This window comes from Kitasatospora sp. NPDC023385 (assembly GCF_055664045.1).
This window is the reverse complement of sequence record NZ_JBVOOL010000020.1, coordinates 102316-119460: the sequence shown is the minus strand read 5'-3', so window position 1 is coordinate 119460 and position 17145 is coordinate 102316. Positions and strand designations below refer to the sequence as shown.

Annotated in this window: 16 protein-coding genes; 9 read left to right on the top strand and 7 right to left on the bottom strand. The window is 72.9% G+C overall.

What is annotated here, in order from left to right:
* The first annotated feature begins 25 nt into the window (after positions 1–25).
* From AC0B61_RS27365 to recX, 4 genes are all read left to right on the top strand, one after another.
* Entirely contained in the window at positions 26–220 is a 195-nt protein-coding gene (locus AC0B61_RS27365) for a DUF3046 domain-containing protein (RefSeq protein ID WP_471743567.1), read from the top strand.
* 85 nt (positions 221–305) lie between these two features.
* Positions 306–1583 carry an AI-2E family transporter gene (locus tag AC0B61_RS27360; RefSeq protein WP_471743565.1) on the top strand — a complete coding sequence of 426 codons (1278 nt, stop codon included), beginning with the start codon at positions 306–308 and terminating at the stop codon, positions 1581–1583.
* A gap of 196 nt (positions 1584–1779) precedes the next feature.
* Entirely contained in the window at positions 1780–2898 is a 1119-nt protein-coding gene (gene recA / locus AC0B61_RS27355; protein ID WP_471743563.1) for a recombinase RecA, read from the top strand.
* 4 nt (positions 2899–2902) lie between these two features.
* The gene (gene recX, locus AC0B61_RS27350; protein WP_471743561.1) at positions 2903–3982 is read left to right on the top strand and encodes a recombination regulator RecX; all 1080 of its coding nucleotides are present in this window, start codon (positions 2903–2905) and stop codon (positions 3980–3982) included.
* A gap of 144 nt (positions 3983–4126) precedes the next feature.
* Here the strand turns inward: recX and AC0B61_RS27345 are convergent, their stop codons facing one another.
* The 5 genes from AC0B61_RS27345 to AC0B61_RS27325 all read right to left on the bottom strand — a co-directional run bounded on the left by AC0B61_RS27345 (position 4127) and on the right by AC0B61_RS27325 (position 9338).
* Complete coding sequence (locus tag AC0B61_RS27345) at positions 4127–5866, bottom strand: FAD-dependent monooxygenase (RefSeq protein ID WP_471743559.1); 1740 nt, start codon at positions 5864–5866, stop codon at positions 4127–4129.
* 122 nt (positions 5867–5988) lie between these two features.
* Positions 5989–6849, bottom strand: coding sequence for an amino acid ABC transporter permease (locus tag AC0B61_RS27340; protein WP_471743557.1), 861 nt, complete (start codon positions 6847–6849; stop codon positions 5989–5991).
* On the bottom strand, positions 6846–7496 hold the full coding sequence (locus tag AC0B61_RS27335; RefSeq protein WP_471743555.1) for an amino acid ABC transporter permease: 651 nt from the start codon (positions 7494–7496) through the stop codon (positions 6846–6848). Before AC0B61_RS27335 ends, AC0B61_RS27340 begins: the two co-directional genes overlap by 4 nt.
* 50 nt (positions 7497–7546) lie before the next feature.
* A complete protein-coding gene (locus tag AC0B61_RS27330) occupies positions 7547–8446 on the bottom strand; it encodes a glutamate ABC transporter substrate-binding protein (protein WP_471743553.1) in 900 nt (299 codons plus the stop codon).
* 118 nt (positions 8447–8564) lie between these two features.
* Positions 8565–9338: an amino acid ABC transporter ATP-binding protein gene (locus AC0B61_RS27325; protein WP_471743551.1), complete on the bottom strand. Its 774-nt coding sequence runs from the start codon at positions 9336–9338 to the stop codon at positions 8565–8567.
* Between the two features lie 400 nt (positions 9339–9738).
* Here AC0B61_RS27325 and AC0B61_RS27320 point away from each other — a divergent pair, with 400 nt between their 5' ends.
* Together AC0B61_RS27320 and AC0B61_RS27315 are read left to right on the top strand one after the other, a co-directional pair.
* Entirely contained in the window at positions 9739–10497 is a 759-nt protein-coding gene (locus tag AC0B61_RS27320; protein WP_471743549.1) for a response regulator transcription factor, read from the top strand.
* A 6-nt stretch (positions 10498–10503) separates the two neighbouring features.
* Positions 10504–11928, top strand: coding sequence for a sensor histidine kinase (locus AC0B61_RS27315; protein ID WP_471743547.1), 1425 nt, complete (start codon positions 10504–10506; stop codon positions 11926–11928).
* A 75-nt stretch (positions 11929–12003) separates the two neighbouring features.
* Here AC0B61_RS27315 and AC0B61_RS27310 read toward each other — a convergent pair whose 3' ends face one another.
* On the bottom strand, positions 12004–13023 hold the full coding sequence (locus tag AC0B61_RS27310; RefSeq protein ID WP_471743545.1) for a TAXI family TRAP transporter solute-binding subunit: 1020 nt from the start codon (positions 13021–13023) through the stop codon (positions 12004–12006).
* Between the two features lie 95 nt (positions 13024–13118).
* On the opposite strand from AC0B61_RS27310, the gene miaB reads away from it, so the two are divergent.
* Both miaB and AC0B61_RS27300 read left to right on the top strand, forming a co-directional pair.
* The gene (gene miaB, locus AC0B61_RS27305; protein ID WP_471743543.1) at positions 13119–14657 is read left to right on the top strand and encodes a tRNA (N6-isopentenyl adenosine(37)-C2)-methylthiotransferase MiaB; all 1539 of its coding nucleotides are present in this window, start codon (positions 13119–13121) and stop codon (positions 14655–14657) included.
* Positions 14658–14735: 78 nt separating this feature from the next.
* Positions 14736–15434: a class III extradiol ring-cleavage dioxygenase family protein gene (locus tag AC0B61_RS27300; RefSeq protein ID WP_471743542.1), complete on the top strand. Its 699-nt coding sequence runs from the start codon at positions 14736–14738 to the stop codon at positions 15432–15434.
* A gap of 68 nt (positions 15435–15502) precedes the next feature.
* Here AC0B61_RS27300 and AC0B61_RS27295 read toward each other — a convergent pair whose 3' ends face one another.
* Positions 15503–15766 (bottom strand): antitoxin, encoded by a 264-nt coding sequence (locus tag AC0B61_RS27295; RefSeq protein ID WP_471743540.1) that lies wholly within the window; start codon positions 15764–15766, stop codon positions 15503–15505.
* Positions 15767–15961: 195 nt separating this feature from the next.
* Between AC0B61_RS27295 and miaA the strand changes: the two genes are divergently transcribed.
* The gene (gene miaA / locus AC0B61_RS27290; RefSeq protein ID WP_471743538.1) at positions 15962–16921 is read left to right on the top strand and encodes a tRNA (adenosine(37)-N6)-dimethylallyltransferase MiaA; all 960 of its coding nucleotides are present in this window, start codon (positions 15962–15964) and stop codon (positions 16919–16921) included.
* The last annotated feature ends 224 nt before the right edge of the window (positions 16922–17145 follow it).

Sequence of the window (17145 nt, the reverse complement as noted above, 5' to 3'; positions counted from 1 at the left end):
GTGTGCCGTCCGGGATACTTGAACCATGAGGCTGACGGAGTTCTGGCGACGGATGTACGCGCATTTCGGCGAGTCCTACGCGGAGTCGTTCGCGACCGACCACGTGATGGCCGAGCTGGGCGGGCGGACGGTGCGGCAGGCGCTGGAGGCGGGCTGGGAGGCCAAGGACGTCTGGCGCGTGGTCTGTGAGACCCAGGGGGTCTCGACGCTGCTGCGCTGAGTGCCGGTGCCCGTGCCGGAGCCGGTCCTGGTGCCGGTGCCGAGTCGACTGAGGGCGTCCCCGTTGAATGGGACAGACTGTCCGGGTGGCGAGCAGCGCAGAGCAGGCGAATGCGGACAGGGCGGCGCAGGCCGCCGACGGTGACGGTGCGCGGACCGACGAGACGCGGGCCGACGACAAGCGGGCCCACGACGCGCCGGGCGGGGGCGGCGTCCTGTGGGGTGGCGGGATGCCGCGCTGGCTGCCCCGGGCGATGGTGCTGTTCCTGGTGCTGGTCGGGCTGTTCCAACTCGCCGACTGGGCCTTCCGGCAGCTGATCGACCTGTTCGTGATGCTGCTGGTGGCGTTCTTCCTCTCGCTCGCCCTGGAGCCGGCCGTGGACCGGATGGCGGCGCGCGGAGTGCGCCGGGGGGTCGGCACCTTCCTGGTGTTCGTCGCGGTCGGCGTCGCGGTGCTGGGCTTCCTCGCGGCGCTCGGCACGCTGCTTGTCGACCAGGTGGCGAAGATCGCCGGGGACCTGCCGCACCTGGTCGACAACCTGATCGGCTGGATCAACCGGACCTTCCACCAGGACCTGTCGCTCGGCGAGCTGCAGAAGAAGCTGCTCAAGGACTCCGGCACCATCGAGAACTACGCCCAGCAGGCCGCCGACAACGTCTGGGGTGTCTCCTCCACCGTGATCGGCGGGCTCTTCCAGGCCTTCACGGTCGGACTGTTCACCTTCTACTTCACCGCCGAGGGCCCGCGGGTGCGCCGGACGGTCTGCTCGCTGCTGCCGCCCGCCAAGCAGGCCGAGGTCCTGCGGGCCTGGGAGATCGCGCTCGCCAAGACCGGCGGCTACCTCTACTCCCGGGCACTGCTCGCGGTGGCGTCGGCCGCCGGGCACTGGGTGATGTTCGAGCTGCTGGGCCTGCCGTACTCGGCGGCGCTGGCGGTCTGGGTCGGCGTCATGTCGCAGTTCGTGCCGACCATCGGGACGTACCTGGCCGGGGCGCTGCCAGTGCTGGTGGCGCTGACCGTGCAGCCGGTGGAGGCGCTCTGGGTGCTGGTCTTCGTGGTGGTCTACCAGCAGGTCGAGAACTACCTGCTGCATCCGAGGATCACCGCGCGGACGGTGGACGTGCACCCGGCGGTGGCCTTCGGCTCGGTGATCGCGGGCGCGGCACTGCTCGGGGCGGTCGGCGCGCTGATCGCGATCCCGGCGGCGGCGACCCTGCAGGGCTTCGTCGGGACGTACGTGCGGCGGTACGAGGTGGCCACCGATCCGCGGATCGACCGGGGCGAGCAGCGGCGGGCCCGGCGGGAGCTGCGGCGGGAGGCGGCGCGGCGGCTGCGGCGGATGGTCGGCGGGGACGGGAACTGAGGAGGGGGCGGCAGAGGGGAGGGGGCCTGGGGCCGGACGGGGCGCGGACGGGCGACGCTTGAATCGAACAGATGTTCTTTGTACTCTCCGGCGAGGAGTTTTCCACAGGACGAGCCCGGTAGGACTCGTTTGTCAGTGGGACGCGCTAGCGTCGATGACGATGAAGCGCACAGCACAGAACCCGAGGGAAAAAGCCATGGCAGGTACGGACCGCGAGAAGGCCCTTGAGACGGCGCTCGCCCAGATCGAGCGGCAGTTCGGCAAGGGCTCGGTGATGCGCTTGGGCGAGAGGGCCAACGAGCCCATCGAGGTGATCTCCACCGGGTCCACCGCCCTGGATGTGGCCCTCGGGGTCGGTGGCATCCCGCGCGGCAGGGTGGTCGAGATCTACGGCCCGGAGTCCTCCGGCAAGACCACCCTGACCCTGCACCTGGCGGCCAACGCCCAGAAGGCCGGCGGCACGGTCGCCTTCGTCGACGCGGAGCACGCGCTCGACCCGGAGTACGCCAAGAAGCTCGGCGTGGACACCGACGCCCTGCTGATCAGCCAGCCGGACACCGGTGAGCAGGCGCTGGAGATCACCGACATGCTGATCCGCTCCGGCGCGATCGACCTGGTGATCATCGACTCGGTCGCCGCGCTCGTCCCGCGCGCCGAGATCGAGGGCGAGATGGGCGACTCGCACGTCGGTCTGCAGGCCCGGCTGATGAGCCAGGCGCTGCGCAAGATCGCCGGTGCGCTGAACCAGTCGAACACCACCGCGATCTTCATCAACCAGCTGCGCGAGAAGATCGGTGTGATGTTCGGCTCGCCGGAGACCACGACCGGTGGCCGGGCGCTGAAGTTCTACGCCTCGGTCCGCCTGGACATTCGCCGGATCGAGACCCTGAAGGACGGCACCGAGGCGGTCGGCAACCGCACTCGCGTCAAGGTGGTCAAGAACAAGGTCGCCGCGCCGTTCAAGCAGGCCGAGTTCGACATCCTCTACGGCGTGGGCATCAGCCGCGAGGGCGGCCTGATCGACATGGGCGTCGAGCACGGCTTCATCCGCAAGTCCGGCGCCTGGTACACCTACGAGGGCGACCAGCTCGGCCAGGGCAAGGAGAACGCCCGCAACTTCCTGCGGGACAACCCGCAGCTCGCCGACGAGATCGAGCGGAAGATCAAGGGCAAGCTCGGCATCGGCCCGAAGGTCGAGGAGCCGGCCGAGGGCGAGGCGGACGCCGCAGCCGCCGACGACGGCGCGGCCAAGCCGATCACCGCGACCGTCGCCAAGACGGCTGCGGCGAAGAAGACGGCGGCGGCCAAGGCCTGAGCCGTTGACGCAGGACGACACGATGGGCGGCGGCCCGGCGGGCCCGGAGGACGACGACTTCGGGCCGCCGGACTGGTTCGCCGCGGCCGCGGAGGAGCCGGCGCCGGAGCCTCCTTCGCCGTCGCGGCCGCGCCGGGGGCGGCGGGAGCGCCCGTCCGCCCCGCAGTGGACATCCGGCCAGGAGCCGGAGTTCGACCGGGCGCCAGCCCGGGCGGTGCGCGGCGCGGCGCCCGGGCCGGGGCCGGCGGAGCCCTCGGTCGACGCGCTCGGGCTGGTCTCCGCCTCCGAGCTGCCCACCGGCCGCCGACGGCGGCGCTCGACCGTGGCAGCCGAGGAGTGGGAAGCGGGTGTGCCCGCTTCCGCACCGGTGCCCGCGAAGCGCGGGCGGAGCGCGGACGAGGCGGCCGGTCACGGGGGTGTGGCCGCCTCGACCCCCCGCCCCGGTGCGCGCTGGGGCCGTGCCCGAGGCGGGCGTACCGCTGACGGGCTGTCCGGAGAAGGGCAGTACGGCGAGGGGCTGGCCAGTGAGGTCCCGCCCGGCGCGAGCGACCGGGCCGGCCGCGGCTCCCGAAAGCGGGCCGAGGAGCCGGCCGATCCTCAGAGCCACGCCCGGGACATCTGCCTGCGGCTGCTGACCGGCGCCGCCAAGTCCCGCAAGCAGCTCGCCGATGCCCTGCGCAAGCGGGAGATCCCGGACGAGGTCGCCGAGGAGGTGCTCACCCGGCTGGAAGAGGTCGGGCTGATCGACGACGCGGCCTTCGCCGCGGCCTGGGTGGAGTCCCGACACGCCGTCCGGGGCCTGTCCCGACGGGCGCTGGCCCAGGAGCTGCGCACCAAGGGGGTGGCCGCCGACCTGGTCGAGCAGGCTGTCTCCCAGCTGGACTACGACGACGAGACGGACGCGGCCCGGGCGCTCGTCGAGCGCAAGCTGCGGTCCACCCGGGGGCTGGATCCGCAGGTCCGCATGCGGCGGCTGGTCGGGATGCTGGCCCGGCGCGGGTACTCCGAGGGGCTGGCGTTCCGGGTGGTGCGCGATGTGCTGGCGGAGGAGACGAGCGAACTGTGGGACGCCGAGGGGGAGTAGCGGCGGTTCCGGACGCCTCCTGGCGCGGATCAGGTCAAGTCGTCACTGTTGCCTGACCCCTGCGAGCATGAGCACCGCGAAGAGGGCACGACGACCGATCCGGTGACGGGGCCGCGCGTGAAGCCGCCCGGAGGGTCTGCGGCGTTAGCTCGGGGTGTCGACTTGCTGCGGCTCGTGCCGGCCGGCGGGGTCGGCTGCGGCCTCGGGGGTGGGGTCGGGGGCCGGGTCGAGGGTGGCCGGGCCGCCGCGGGCGCGGTCGGCCAGGGCGAGGAGGTCCTCGGCGGCGGCGCCCTGGGTGACGCCGACGAGGTGGCCGTCGGGGCGGATCAGCAGGACGGTGTGCGGGCCGGCGCCCGGGTAGTCCTCGGTGACCAGGACCTCGGCGGGCACCGGCAGGGCGGCCGCGACCTCGGCGAGCCGGGGCATCAGGCCCGCGCCGAGCCAGTGCTCGGACGACCAGACGGCGGTGCCGGGTGCGACCAGCAGCAGCAGGAAGGTGGCGCCGAGGCGGGCGTGCAGGTGGTCGGGGGTGCCGTCGGCGGCGAGCACCGGCAGGTCCGGGACGAGCACGCCGGGGGCGGTGGCGGGCAGCAGCTCGCTGAGCGAGGTGACGCCGCGCGAGCCGCGCTGCACCGGAACCCGCCCGGGGACGCCGGAGGGTGCCGCCGGGTAGGCGGGAGCGCCGCCGAAGCGGCCGGTGCCGAGCTGGCCGTCGGCGAGCAGCGGGGCGTGCTTGCGGAAGCCGCCGACGAGCAGCGAGCGCCGGGTCTGCTGCCAGCCGCGCAGTGGGCGCAGCAGCGGCATGGACTGGTCGACGGCGCGCAGCCGGGCGCCGACCGCGCCGCGCCGCTCGGCCTCGTAGCCGTCCAGCAGCGAGCCGCCGGGCTGCGGGCCGCCGGAGTGGAGGTGCCAGGCGAGGGCGAGCCGCCAGGCGAGGTTGTCGGCGTCGCGCAGCCCGTCCGCGAGGTTCTGCATGCCGAGGGCGCCGTGCAGGTGGGCGGCGTCGCCGGCCAGGAAGCAGCGGCCGACCCGGAACCGGGCGGCGAGGCGCTGCTGGGCGGTGTGGTCGGCGGCGGCGAGCAGTTCGAAGCGGGGCAGTTCGCCGCACCAGCCGGTGAGGGTGGCGGTGACCCGGGTGAGCAGGGTGTCGCCGGTGACGATGCCGGGCCAGGTGGCGTGCGGGTCGACCGGCTCGGTGGGGGCGGGGCGGCCGGGGGGCAGGCGCCAGTCGAGCCGCCAGACGCCGTCCGGCAGCGGACGGGCGGAGGCCTCGCGGTCGCCGCGCCACGGGGGTTCGCGGTGCAGCCGGGCGCCGTCGAAGGGCAGGTCGACCCGGACGGTGGCGATGGCGTTGCGGTCGACCGCGGGGCGGCCGGGGAAGCGGATCTTCAGGAGCTTGCGGACGGCGGATCTGGCGCCGTCGCAGCCGACCAGGTGGCTGCCGCGCCACCAGGTGGTGGAGCCGTCCTGGGTGCCCGTGGTGCGGATGCTGACGCCGTCCCGGTCCTGTTCGAGTTCGACGACCCGGCTGAGCGGGACCAGCCTGATCAGCGGGGTGCCGGTCAGGGCGTCGCGCAGGCCGCGCTGGAGGCGGTGCTGGGGGAGGTGGAAGGCGGGTGAGTCGGCGAGGTCGATCCGCAGCACTTCCTGGCGGCGCCGCCAGATGGCGAAGGACTCCCACAGGGCGGAGTCCGAGACGGCCTGCGGGTATCCGATCCGGGTCAGGAAGGCGGTGGCGTCGGCGCCGAGGACGAGGCTGCGGGGGCCTTCGGGGCAGAGCCCGGAGCCCTCGTCCAGGACGATGGTCGGCACCTCGTGCCGGGCGAGGGCGAGGGCCAGGGCCAGACCGACCGGTCCGGCCCCGACCACGATCACCGGGTCCATGAGGGGACCTCCGGGCACGAGCCGGCCGATCGGCCGGCGTCAGTTACCGCTGCCGCATATGCCGCGTGGATGCTCCCGGGAGGTGTCACGAAGAGCAATGCAACAGTTCGCCTGCGTGTCCGTCAAGCAGCAGCTGAAGTGCGCCGGTTCGCGCCGCGACGGCCGCGTGCTTCGATCCATCGCGCGAGCGCGGTCAGCAGCAGGCACATGGCGATGTAGATCGGGCCGATCACGATCACCACGGGGATGTAGGGGAAGCCGGCGTCGTTGATCGGCTGGCTGGCGATCTTCTTGCCCATGAACAGCAGCTCGTTGTAGGTGATGATGTAGCCGAGCGAGGTGTCCTTGAGGGTGACGACCAGCTGGCCGATCATCGACGGGAGCATCGAGCGGACGGCCTGCGGCACCAGAATGCCGGACATGACCTGGGTCTTGCGCATCCCCAGGGCGTACGCCGCCTCGCCCTGGCCGCGCGGGACGGCGTTGACGCCGCTGCGGATGATCTCGGCCTGGACCGCGCCGTTGTAGAGGGTGAGGCCGAGCACCAGCGCCCACATCGGGTTCTTGGCGAAGAAGGAGTAGTAGAGCGCGACGATCAGGATCAGCAGCGGCATCGCCCGGAAGAACTGGACGACGGCGGCGCAGAGCCAGCGGACCGGCCGGTGGTCGGAGAGCTGGCCGGCGGCGAGCAGCGCGCCCAGCGCGAGCGAGAACACGGCCGCCAGGCCGAAGGCCTTGAGGGTGGAGACCAGGCCGTCCACGATCATCTGCTGGACGGCGGTGTACTGGAACGCGTCCCACATCCGCGCGTCGAACTGGCCGTTGTCGGCGAGCGCGGTGAAGACGTACCAGAGCAGTCCGGCGACGCCGAGCAGGGAGAGGACGCCGAACAGCCGGTACCGGGCGCGGGCCTTCGGGCCGGGGGTGTCGTAGAGGACGCCGGCTGCCGCAGGGCGCTTGAACAGGCTCGTGCGCTCGCTCATCGGGCCACCGCCAGTCGGGATTCCAGGAAGCGGAAGAACGTGGCGACCGTCGCGCTGATCAGCAGGTAGGCGCAGGCCACCCAGAAGAAGATCGCGAAGATCGGGTAGCCGCGCTCGGAGAAGGTCTGCTGGGAGCTGTACAGCTCGGCGACGCTGAACGCGCCGGCGATCGCCGAGTTCCTCGGCAGGGCGATGAACACGCTGCTCATCGGGGCCAGGACGGTGCGGGCGGCCTGCGGCAGGATGACCAGGGTGAGGGTCTGGCCGAAGGTCATGCCGAGGCTGCGGGCGGCCTCCGCCTGGCCGAGCGGCACGGTGTTGATGCCGGAGCGGATCACCTCGCAGACGAACGAGGCGGTGTACGCGCCGAGCGCCAGCACCGCGAAGACCAGGTGGCTGAAGTGCACGCCGAGCGGCGGCAGGCCGAAGGTGACGGCGAAGAACAGCAGGGTCAGCGGGGTGTTGCGGAAGAGCGTCACCCAGGTGGTGCCGAAGGCGCGCAGGACCGGCACCGGGGAGACCCGGAAGGCCGCCAGCAGGGTGCCCAGCAGCAGGGCGAGCAGAGCGCTGAGCGCGCTCAGCTCGATCGTCTGCAGGAAGCCGTCGCGGAACAACGCGAAGTTGTCGTCCTCGAACAGGAACCCCATTCGGCGGCCCTCCTCTCAATAACGTTCAGGGGTGTCGTGCGGCGGGCGGATCAGTAGCGGTCGAGGGCCGGGACGTCGGGCGCGGGGGAGCCGGAGGCGCCCAGGGTGGCGTCGTAGGCCTTCTTCCAGTCGCCGTTGTCCTCGTGGGCCTTCAGGGCGTCGCTGATGGCGTTGCGCAGGACGGAGTCGTCCTTGCTGAGGCCGACGCCGTAGTTCTCCTTGGTGAAGGGCTTGCCGACGACCTTGAGCTTGCCGGCGTACTTGGAGGCGTAGCCCTTGAGGATGGCGTCGTCGGTGGTGACGGCGTCGACCTCGCCGGAGATGAGCTTCTCGACGCAGGCCGAGTAGGTGTCGAACTGCGTGATCTTCGGGTTGTACTGCTGGATGTTCTTGATCGAGGTCGAGCCGGTGGCGGTGCAGACGTTCTTGCCGCCCACGCTCTCCGGGCCGGTGATCGAGGTGTTGTCCTGCTTCACCAGCAGGTCCTGGCCGGCGATGTAGTACGGGCCGGCGAAGGAGACGGACTTCTTGCGCTCGTCGTTGATGCTGTAGGTGCCGACGTAGAAGTCGATCTGGCCCTTGGCGATGGCCGGCTCGCGCTGCGAGGAGACCAGGGTCTGCCACTTGATCTGCTGCGGGGTGAAGCCGAGGTCGGCGGCGATCATCTTGGCGACCTCGATGTCGAAGCCGCTGCGGTCGCCGGTGGCGACGTCCTCCCAGCCCAGGTTCGGCTGGTCGGCCTTGGCGCCGATGATCAGCTGGCCGCGCTTCCTGGCCTCGGTGATGATCGAGGAGTCGATCTTGGCGTCGGCCTTGACGGTGTAGGCCGGGAGCTTGGGGGCGTTGCCGGAGGTCGCGGCGGCGCCGGGGGTGCCGTCCTTGCCGCAGGCGGCGGTGGCGGTGAGCGCGACGGCACAGAGCACGACGGCGAGGGTGCGGGAAGTCCTCATGAGGGCTGTTCTCCTGGGGCTGGGCCGCGGCGTCAACCGGGCTCTGGCGTCTGGAAGTCGTGCACGGGCAGGGCCGGTCGGCACCGTTGCCGGAGACGGCCCGCGTGGTCTCGAAGCGTCAGTGGTGCAGGATCTTCGAGAGGAAGTCCTTGGCGCGGTCCGAACGCGGCGCGGTGAAGAAGGCGTCGGGGGTGTTCTGCTCGACGATCCTGCCGTCGGCCATGAACAGCACGCGGTTGGCGGCGGAGCGGGCGAAGCCCATCTCGTGGGTGACCACGACCATCGTCATGCCGTCCGCGGCCAGTTGGCGCATGACCTCCAGCACCTCGTTGACCATCTCCGGGTCGAGCGCCGAGGTGGGCTCGTCGAAGAGCATCACCTTGGGCTTCATCGCCAGCGCCCGGGCGATCGCCACGCGCTGCTGCTGCCCGCCGGAGAGCTGGGCCGGGTACTTGTTCGCCTGGGCGCCGACCCCGACGCGCTCCAGCAGTTCGCGGGCGGTCTTCTCGGCCTGCGGGCGGGGCACCTTGCGCACCTTCACCTGGCCGATGACCACGTTCTCCAGCACGGTCTTGTGCGCGAACAGGTTGAAGCTCTGGAACACCATGCCGACCTCGGCGCGCAGCCGGGCCAGTTCCTTGCCCTCGGCGGGCAGCGGCCGGCCGTCGATGGTGATCGTGCCGGAGTCGATCGACTCCAGCCGGTTGATCGTGCGGCAGAGCGTGGACTTGCCCGAGCCGGAGGGGCCGATCACCACGACCACCTCGCCCTGGGCGATCCTGAGGTCGATGTCCTGCAGCACGTGCAGCGCGCCGTAGTGCTTGTTGACGTTGCCCAGCACGACCAGCGGGGCGGCTGCGGGGGTGGAGTCCTCGATGGGGCTCTCGGTCATCGCGCCTGCTCCCTCTGTGTTGGATCGCGCCTACCGGAGAAGTCCCAACTCCCTTGGCAAGCAATGGTGGTACGAATCCGGGAGCCGCGACCGGCGGAGCCGCAGCCCCCGGTGGGCCGACCATAGGAGCCGTGAGCGGGTGCCGTCAGCCGATCTGAGCGGAACTTGAGGATCACGAAACGGCCACACGACGGGCGCGGGCTGTTCGCATGGGCGCCGACGGGGCATGTCACAGCGGGAATCCGCGCCGGTGCCGAACGTCCCCCACGAGCCCGGTGCGCGGTCCAGCCTGGCGTCGGGCCGCACACTGGCCCATACTGCGCAGGAACGGGACCAGACCGTTCGGGCCGGTGATCATCAGTGATCACCAGTGATCACGTGGGGGAAGGAGGAGAACAGGATGCGACTTCTGCTCGTCGAGGACGACGAACGCGTGGCCGCCGCGCTGGTCGCGGTACTGGGCCGGCACGGCTTCCAGGTCCGGCACGCCCGCAGCGGGCACGAGGCGCTGGACGCCCTCGTGCCGGACGGCAACGAGCCGTACCGGGTGGTGCTGCTCGACCTCGGACTGCCCGACCGCGACGGCTTCGAGGTGTGCAGCCGGATCAGGGCCGGCAGCGGCGTGCCGGTGATCATGGTCACCGCCCGCGCCGACGTCCGCTCCCGGATCCACGGCCTCAACCTCGGCGCCGACGACTACGTCACCAAGCCGTACGACATGGGCGAACTGCTCGCCCGCATCCACGCCGTGGCCCGCCGCGGCGCCGCCCCCTCCTCGGCGCCCGCGCCCGCGCCCGACGCCGTACCGCAGCAGCGCGGCCCGCTGGAGTCCCGCGGCATCCTGATCGACCGGGAACGCCGCCGGGTCAGCGTGAACGGCCGCGACGTGCCGCTCACCCGCAAGGAGTTCGACCTGCTCGCCCTGCTCGCCCAGAGCCCGGGCGTGGTCTACCGGCGCGAGCAGATCTTCAGCGAGGTCTGGCGCAGCGGCTGGGAGGGCAACGGGCGCACCCTGGAGGTGCACATCGGCTCGCTGCGCAACAAGCTCGCGCTGCCCGGCCTGGTCGAGGCCGTCCGCGGCGTCGGCTACCGCCTGATCCCCGAGTGCCCGGCGCCCGCCGCGGCGGACCCGGCCCCGAACGCCCCCGCGGAGCACTGACCGCACGTGCGCACCCGCCTGCTCGGCATCTTGATCGCCCTCATGCTCTGCGTCCTGGCCGCCCTCGGGCTGCCGCTCGCGGCGGCGGTCGCGGCCGCCGAGCAGAGCAGGGTGGTCGTCGACCGGCTCGACGACGCCGCCCGCTTCGCCCAGGACCTGCCCACCTCCGGCGCCGCCGACTCCGCCCGCAAGGGCGACCCGGAACCCGCCCCCGGGGACCTCAGCCGGCAGCACGCGATCGACGCGGAAGTCCGCCGCTACCACGACCTGTACGGCGTGCGCCTGGGCATCTTCCAGCGCGACGGCCTGCCGATCGCCGCCGCGCCCGCCGACTGGCGGGTGGCCACCGGCGGCTGGGGCGCCCAGGCCTTCCAGGAGGCGCTGGACGGGCGGCGCAGCCACAACCCGCCGCAGGTCTGGCCGTGGACGCCGGACCGGACGATCACCGTCGCCGCCCCCGTGGTGCGCGACGGCGACGTGGTCGCGGTGGTGCTCAGCGAGTCCCCCACCGGGGCGCTGCGCACCCGGGTGCTGCACAAGTGGCTGGTGCTCGTCGCGGGCGAGGCCGCCGCGATGATCGTCGCCGTACTGCTGGCCGTCCGGCTGACCGAGTGGGTGCTGCGCCCGGTGCGCACCCTGGACCGGGCCACCCACGACATAGCCACCGGCCGGATGGCCGCCCGGGTCGCCCCCGGCGGCGGACCGCCCGAACTGCAGCGGCTGGCACGCTCGTTCAACGAGATGGCGGACCACGTGGTGCTCGCGATGGACCAGCAGAAGGCCTTCGTCGCGGACGCCTCGCACCAGCTGCGCAACCCCCTCTCCGCGCTGCTGCTGCGGGTCGAGCTGCTCGGCCTGGAGCTGCCCGAGGGGCACGAGGAGGAGCTCAGCGGCGTCCGGGAGGAGGGCACCCGGCTGGCCCGGGTGCTGGACGACCTGCTCGGACTGGCCACCGCCGAGCACGCCCGCCCCGAGCCGGAGCGCACCGACCTCGCCCAGCTCACCCTCGCCCGGGTGGACGCCTGGCGGCCGGTCGCCGAGCAGCGCGGCATCCGGCTGCGCTGGGACGGCCCGGTGCTGGCCGTCGGCATGGCCGACCCGATCGGCTTCGGCTCGGCCCTGGACGCCGTGGTGGACAACGCGCTCAAGTTCAGCCCGGCCGGCAGCGAGGTGCGGCTGCGGGTCGCGGTGCGCCGGGACGAGGTCGCGGTGACCGTCGTCGACGCCGGGCCCGGCCTCGCCGAGGACGAGCTGTCCCGGGCCGGCGACCGGTTCTGGCGCAGCCCGCGGCACCAGAACGTGGACGGCTCCGGGCTGGGCCTGTCCATCGCCCGCACCCTGCTGGCGGCCGGCGGCGGCTCGCTCGGCTTCGCGCCGGTCAGGCCGACCGGCCTCGCGGTGACGCTGGCGGTGCCGCGTGCGGAGAGCTGACAGCGAGGCGGGGCAGAACCGGCGGTGCCGCGGGCGGAGGAGTGGCGGGGACGGCCCCTACGGCTCCACCGAGCCCTACGGCTTCACCGAGCGGTAGTAGCGGGCCGCGCCCGTGTGCAGCGGGAGCGGGTCGGTGTAGACGGCGGTGCGCAGGTCGACCAGCTGGGCGGCGTGCACCTGGGCGCCGATCTGGTCGCGGCTGTCGATCACCGCGCGGGTCATGCCCTCGACCAGGCCCGGGTCCGCGTCGTCCCGGGTGATCAGCAGGTTGGGCACGGCCATCGTCGCGACGGCGTCCTTGGGCTCGGCGTTCGGGTAGGTGCCCTTGGGCATGGTGGCCGCGCGGTAGGCGTCGGTGCCGCCGCCCTCGGCCTTGTGCAGGGCTTCGGAGAGGTCGCCCAGCGGCACGACCCGGATCCTCATGTGGTCGGAGAGGTCGGTGAGCGCGCTGGTGGGCAGGCCGCCGGACCAGAAGAAGGCGTCCAGCTTGCCCGCGCGCAGCTGGTCGGCGCCGTCGCCGACGCCGGCCGAGACCGGCACGATGTCGCGGTCCGGGTCCAGCCCGGCCGCCGCCAGCAGCCGCTTGGTCACCAGGTTCACCCCGGACTGCGGCAGGCCGACGCCGACCCGCAGGCCCTTGAGGTCGGCGGTGCGGCGCACCGGCGAGGAGGCCGGGACGATGAGCTGCAGGTAGTCGTCGTACAGCCGGGCGATCGCCCGTAGCTTGCCCCTGCCGGGGCCCTGGTAGTCGGCGACCGCGTCGGCGGTGGCGATCGCGAAGGTGTCCTGGCCGGTGATCACCCGGGTGAGGTTGTCTATCGAGCCCTCGGAGTTGTCCAGGGCCAGCCGCACGCCCGGCATCGTGCCCGAGACGTGCGCCTGCAGCAGCTGCCCGTACCGGTCGTAGACGCCGCGCTGCACGCCGGTGGCGAAGCGGACCTCCCCGCGCGGGTACCCGGGCGAGCGGCCCGCCGACAGCCACCAGCCGCCCAGGCCGGCGACCAGCAGCACCACCACCAGCACCGCCCGCCACAGCGGGCTGCGGGCCGCGGTGCGGACGGCGGCGCCGAGACGGGACGGGGTGGTGGGGGCCATGCAGGGATACTGCCAGGCGCTCCGGCCGAACGGGAGGGGAACGGCGCGTGGAAGCCACGGGAAAAGGGCTTCGCGGCTGCCCGTACCCTGGTCTGGTGAGCGGTGAGAGCGGATTGAAGAGCTACAAGGTCGTCACGCACGGCTGTCAGATGAACGTCCACGACTCCGAGCGGCTGTCCGGGCTGCTGGAGGAGGCGGGCTACGTCAAGGCCGGGCCCGAGGGCGACCCGGACCTGGTGGTGTTCAACACCTGCGCGGTGCGCGAGAACGCCGACAACAAGCTGTACGGCAACCTCGGCCAGCTGGCGCCGGTCAAGAGCCGCCACCGGGGCATGCAGATCGCCGTCGGCGGCTGCCTGGCCCAGAAGGACCGCGACAGCATCGTCAAGCGCGCCCCCTGGGTCGACGTGGTGTTCGGCACCCACAACATCGGGCACCTGCCGGCGCTGCTGGAGCGGGCCGCGATCGAGCGGAAGGCCCAGGTCGAGATCCTGGAGTCGCTGGAGACCTTCCCCTCCACCCTGCCGACCCGCCGCGACTCCGCGTACGCCGCCTGGGTCTCGATCTCGGTCGGCTGCAACAACACCTGCACCTTCTGCATCGTCCCCGCGCTGCGCGGCAAGGAGGAGGACCGGCGCCCCGGCGACGTCCTCGCCGAGATCGAGGCGCTGGTGGACGAGGGCGTCATCGAGGTGACCCTGCTCGGCCAGAACGTCAACGCCTACGGCTCCGACCTGGGCGACCGCGAGGCCTTCTCCAAGCTGCTGCGCGCCGCCGGCCAGGTCGACGGCCTGGAGCGGATCCGCTTCACCTCGCCGCACCCGCGCGACTTCACCGACGACGTGATCGCCGCGATGGCCGAGACCCCGGCCGTGATGCACCAGCTGCACATGCCGCTGCAGTCCGGCTCCGACCGGGTGCTCAAGGCGATGCGCCGCTCCTACCGGCAGGAACGCTTCCTCGGGATCATCAGGTCGGTCCGCGAGGCGATGCCGGACGCGGCGATCTCCACCGACATCATCGTGGGCTTCCCCGGCGAGACCGAGGAGGACTTCGAGGAGACGATGCACGTCGTCCGCGAGGCCCGCTTCACCAACGCCTTCACCTTCCAGTACTCCAAGCGCCCCGGCACCCCGGCGGCCGAGATGGCCGACCAGGTGCCGAAGGAGGTCGTCCAGGCCCGCTACGACCGGCTGATCGCCCTCCAGGAGGAGATCTCCTGGGAGGAGAACAAGAAGCAGGTCGGCCGGACCCTGGAGGTCCTGGTAGCCGAGGGCGAGGGCAAGAAGGACGACCGGACCCGGCGTCTCTCCGGGCGCGCCCCCGACAACCGGCTGGTGCACTTCAACCCGAGCCTTCGAGGGTCGGACGACGAGCACAGCGGCAAGCCGGACGAGCCGGTGCGCCCCGGCGACATGGTGACCGTCGAGATCACCTACGCCGCCCCGCACCACCTGCTCGCCGAGGGCCCGGCGCTCTCGGTGCGCCGCACCCGGGCCGGCGACGCCTGGGAACGGCGCCAGGCCAAGCCCGCCGCTGCCTCGACCGGCGTCATGCTGGGCCTGCCGTCCGTCGGCGCCCCGGCCGCTCTGCCGCTGACCGCGCCTGCGGGCGGCGCCTGCTGCGGGGACTGACGCGCACGCGTTCCGGGCGGCCCGGCGGGAGCTTCGGCTCCGGCCGGGCCGCCCGTCTTCCGGGCTAGAGTGATCCACATGCTGGTAGCCGCCGCCGTGTGCCCCTGTCCGCCGCTGCTCGTCCCCGAGGTCGCCGCCGGAGCCGCCGCCGAGCTGGACGCGCTGCGCGCCGCCTGCGACGAGGCGCTGGCGGCGCTGGTCGCGGCCGGGCCGCAGCTGGTCGTGGTGGTCGGCACCGGGCCGCAGGCCGAGGTGTGGACCGAGGGCGGGGCCGGCTCCTTCCAGCGCTACGGGGTGCCGCTCGTCGTCAAGCTGCCCGGCGACCGGGTCGACGGGCCGGAGCTGGCGCCCTCGCTGACCGTCGGCGCCTGGCTGCTGGAGCGCGCCGGCGTGACCCTGCCGACACACGCCTGCGCCGTGCCCGCCGACGCCCCGGCCGACCGGATGCTCGGCCTCGGCCAGGGCCTGGCCGGCCTCGCCGACCGGGTCGCCCTGCTGGTGCTCGGCGACGGCAGCGCCTGCCGCACGGTGAAGGCGCCCGGCTACCTGGACGAGCGGGCCGACGGCTTCGACGCGGCGCTGGCCGCCGCCCTGGGCGCGGCCGACCTGCCCGCCCTCGCCGCGCTGGACCCGGGCCTGGCCGCCGAGCTCAAGGCCGAGGGTCGGGCGCCCTGGCAGGTGCTGGCCGGCGCCGCGGCGGGCGCCGGCCTGGCCGGGCGGCTGGGCTACCAGGACGCGCCGTACGGGGTCGGGTACTTCGTGGCGTCCTGGTCCTGACTCCTGAGTCCGGGCTGCCGGCGGCCGGCACCTGACTCCGGGGACCGCCGGATCCGGCTCGGGGACGGCTACGGATGCGGGGTCGGGCCGTTGCCGCCCGCCGGGCCCTCGTCGTCCGGCTTCGGCTTGTGGGCGAAGTCGTCGACCGCGTGCTTGGCCTTGCCGGCGCCGTGCTCGATCCGGTCGCTGTACTTGCCCTTGGTCGCCTTGTCGATCGCGCCGCCGGCCTTGTCGACGATGGTGTCGATCTGGTCGCTGTGCTTGCCGGCCAGTTCGCTGGCCTTCTCCTTGAGTTCCTCGGCCTTGCCCTTGAGGTTGTCCATCAGACCCATGGCGGTCTCACCCTTCCCTATCGTCCGTCCAGCCCCGTGCCCGTACAACGTCCCGGGCCGGTGAAGCGTTCGCGGACCGGGATCCGGCCGGGGAAGCGGCCGGAGGCGGTTGCGGAGACAGTCATATCGTCGCGCAGGGGCGGGCGGGCGGCAGCCCGGTCTCCGATGCGGCGGCGGTTTTGCGAGACTGGAGCGGTGAGCAGCTCCCTTACCCCGCGTGTCGCCCCTCCCCGTGTGGTCTGCGTCGTCGGTGCGACCGCCGCCGGCAAGTCCGACCTGGCCGTCGCCCTCGCCCGCAGCCTCGACGGCGAGGTGATCAACACCGACTCGATGCAGCTGTACCGGGGCATGGACATCGGCACCGCCAAGCTCACCGTGGCCGAGCGCGGCGGAGTGCCGCACCACCTGCTGGACGTCTGGGACGTCACCGAGGCCGCCAGTGTGGCCGAGTACCAGCGGCTGGCCCGGGCCGAGATCGACCGGCTGCTGGCCGCCGGTCGCACGCCCGTCCTGGTCGGCGGCTCCGGGCTGTACGTCCGGGCGGCGATCGACGAGATGGAGTTCCCCGGCACCGACCCGGCGGTGCGGGCGCGGCTGGAGGCCGAACTGGAGCAGGCCGGCCCGTCCGCGCTGCACCGGCGGCTGGCCGGGCTGGACCCGGCGGCCGCCGAGGCGATCCTGGCGAGCAACGGGCGGCGGATCGTCCGCGCGCTGGAGGTCATCGAGATCACTGGGCAGCCGTTCACCGCCAACCTGCCGACCAACACCGCCGTGTACGAGGCGGTGCAGATCGGCGTCGCCGTGCCGCGCCCCGAGCTGGACGAGCGGATCACGGTGCGGGTCGACCGGATGTGGGAGGCCGGACTGCCGGAGGAGGTCCGGGAGCTGGAGAAGGCCGGGCTGCGCGAGGGGCGGACCGCCTCTCGCGCGCTCGGCTACCAGCAGGTGCTCGACCACTTCGCCGGCGAGTGCACCGAGGACGAGGCGCGGGCCGAGACCGTCCGGGCCACCAAGCGGTTCGCCCGCCGTCAGGAGTCGTGGTTCCGCCGGGACGACCGGATCCACTGGCTGTCCCGACCGGCCGGCACCGACCCCGTCGAGCTGCTGGAACGGTCCCTCGAACTGATCGGGCGTCAGGCGGTTCCGGCCGCGTAGAACGGGTTCCGGCCAATTCGGCGGTGCACCTGCGCGCGCAGGTGACCGTGCAGGACGAACCGGCGGTCACGGCCCGATCACGTGATGGCCACGGATCACCCGTCGACCCCGGTCAGGCCCTGAACGCCCTTCTGGACATGCCATCATCGATGCCATAGGGGTCGGCCGAACGGGTCGGCCGTGCCCGGCCGCGAGTGCGCTCGTGTCGAACTGTCAGGGGAGGC

Excerpts from the sequence above, each read along its gene's own strand:
- AC0B61_RS27365 (WP_471743567.1), top strand. The coding sequence starts at position 26 with ATGAGGCTGACGGAGTTCTGGCGACGGATGTACGCGCATTTCGGCGAG.
- recA (WP_471743563.1), top strand. The coding sequence starts at position 1,780 with ATGGCAGGTACGGACCGCGAGAAGGCCCTTGAGACGGCGCTCGCCCAG.
- AC0B61_RS27345 (WP_471743559.1), bottom strand. The coding sequence starts at position 5,866 with ATGGACCCGGTGATCGTGGTCGGGGCCGGACCGGTCGGTCTGGCCCTG.
- AC0B61_RS27340 (WP_471743557.1), bottom strand. The coding sequence starts at position 6,849 with ATGAGCGAGCGCACGAGCCTGTTCAAGCGCCCTGCGGCAGCCGGCGTC.
- AC0B61_RS27335 (WP_471743555.1), bottom strand. The coding sequence starts at position 7,496 with ATGGGGTTCCTGTTCGAGGACGACAACTTCGCGTTGTTCCGCGACGGC.
- AC0B61_RS27330 (WP_471743553.1), bottom strand. The coding sequence starts at position 8,446 with ATGAGGACTTCCCGCACCCTCGCCGTCGTGCTCTGTGCCGTCGCGCTC.
- AC0B61_RS27325 (WP_471743551.1), bottom strand. The coding sequence starts at position 9,338 with ATGACCGAGAGCCCCATCGAGGACTCCACCCCCGCAGCCGCCCCGCTG.
- AC0B61_RS27320 (WP_471743549.1), top strand. The coding sequence starts at position 9,739 with ATGCGACTTCTGCTCGTCGAGGACGACGAACGCGTGGCCGCCGCGCTG.
- AC0B61_RS27310 (WP_471743545.1), bottom strand. The coding sequence starts at position 13,023 with ATGGCCCCCACCACCCCGTCCCGTCTCGGCGCCGCCGTCCGCACCGCG.
- AC0B61_RS27300 (WP_471743542.1), top strand. The coding sequence starts at position 14,736 with ATGCTGGTAGCCGCCGCCGTGTGCCCCTGTCCGCCGCTGCTCGTCCCC.
- AC0B61_RS27295 (WP_471743540.1), bottom strand. The coding sequence starts at position 15,766 with ATGGGTCTGATGGACAACCTCAAGGGCAAGGCCGAGGAACTCAAGGAG.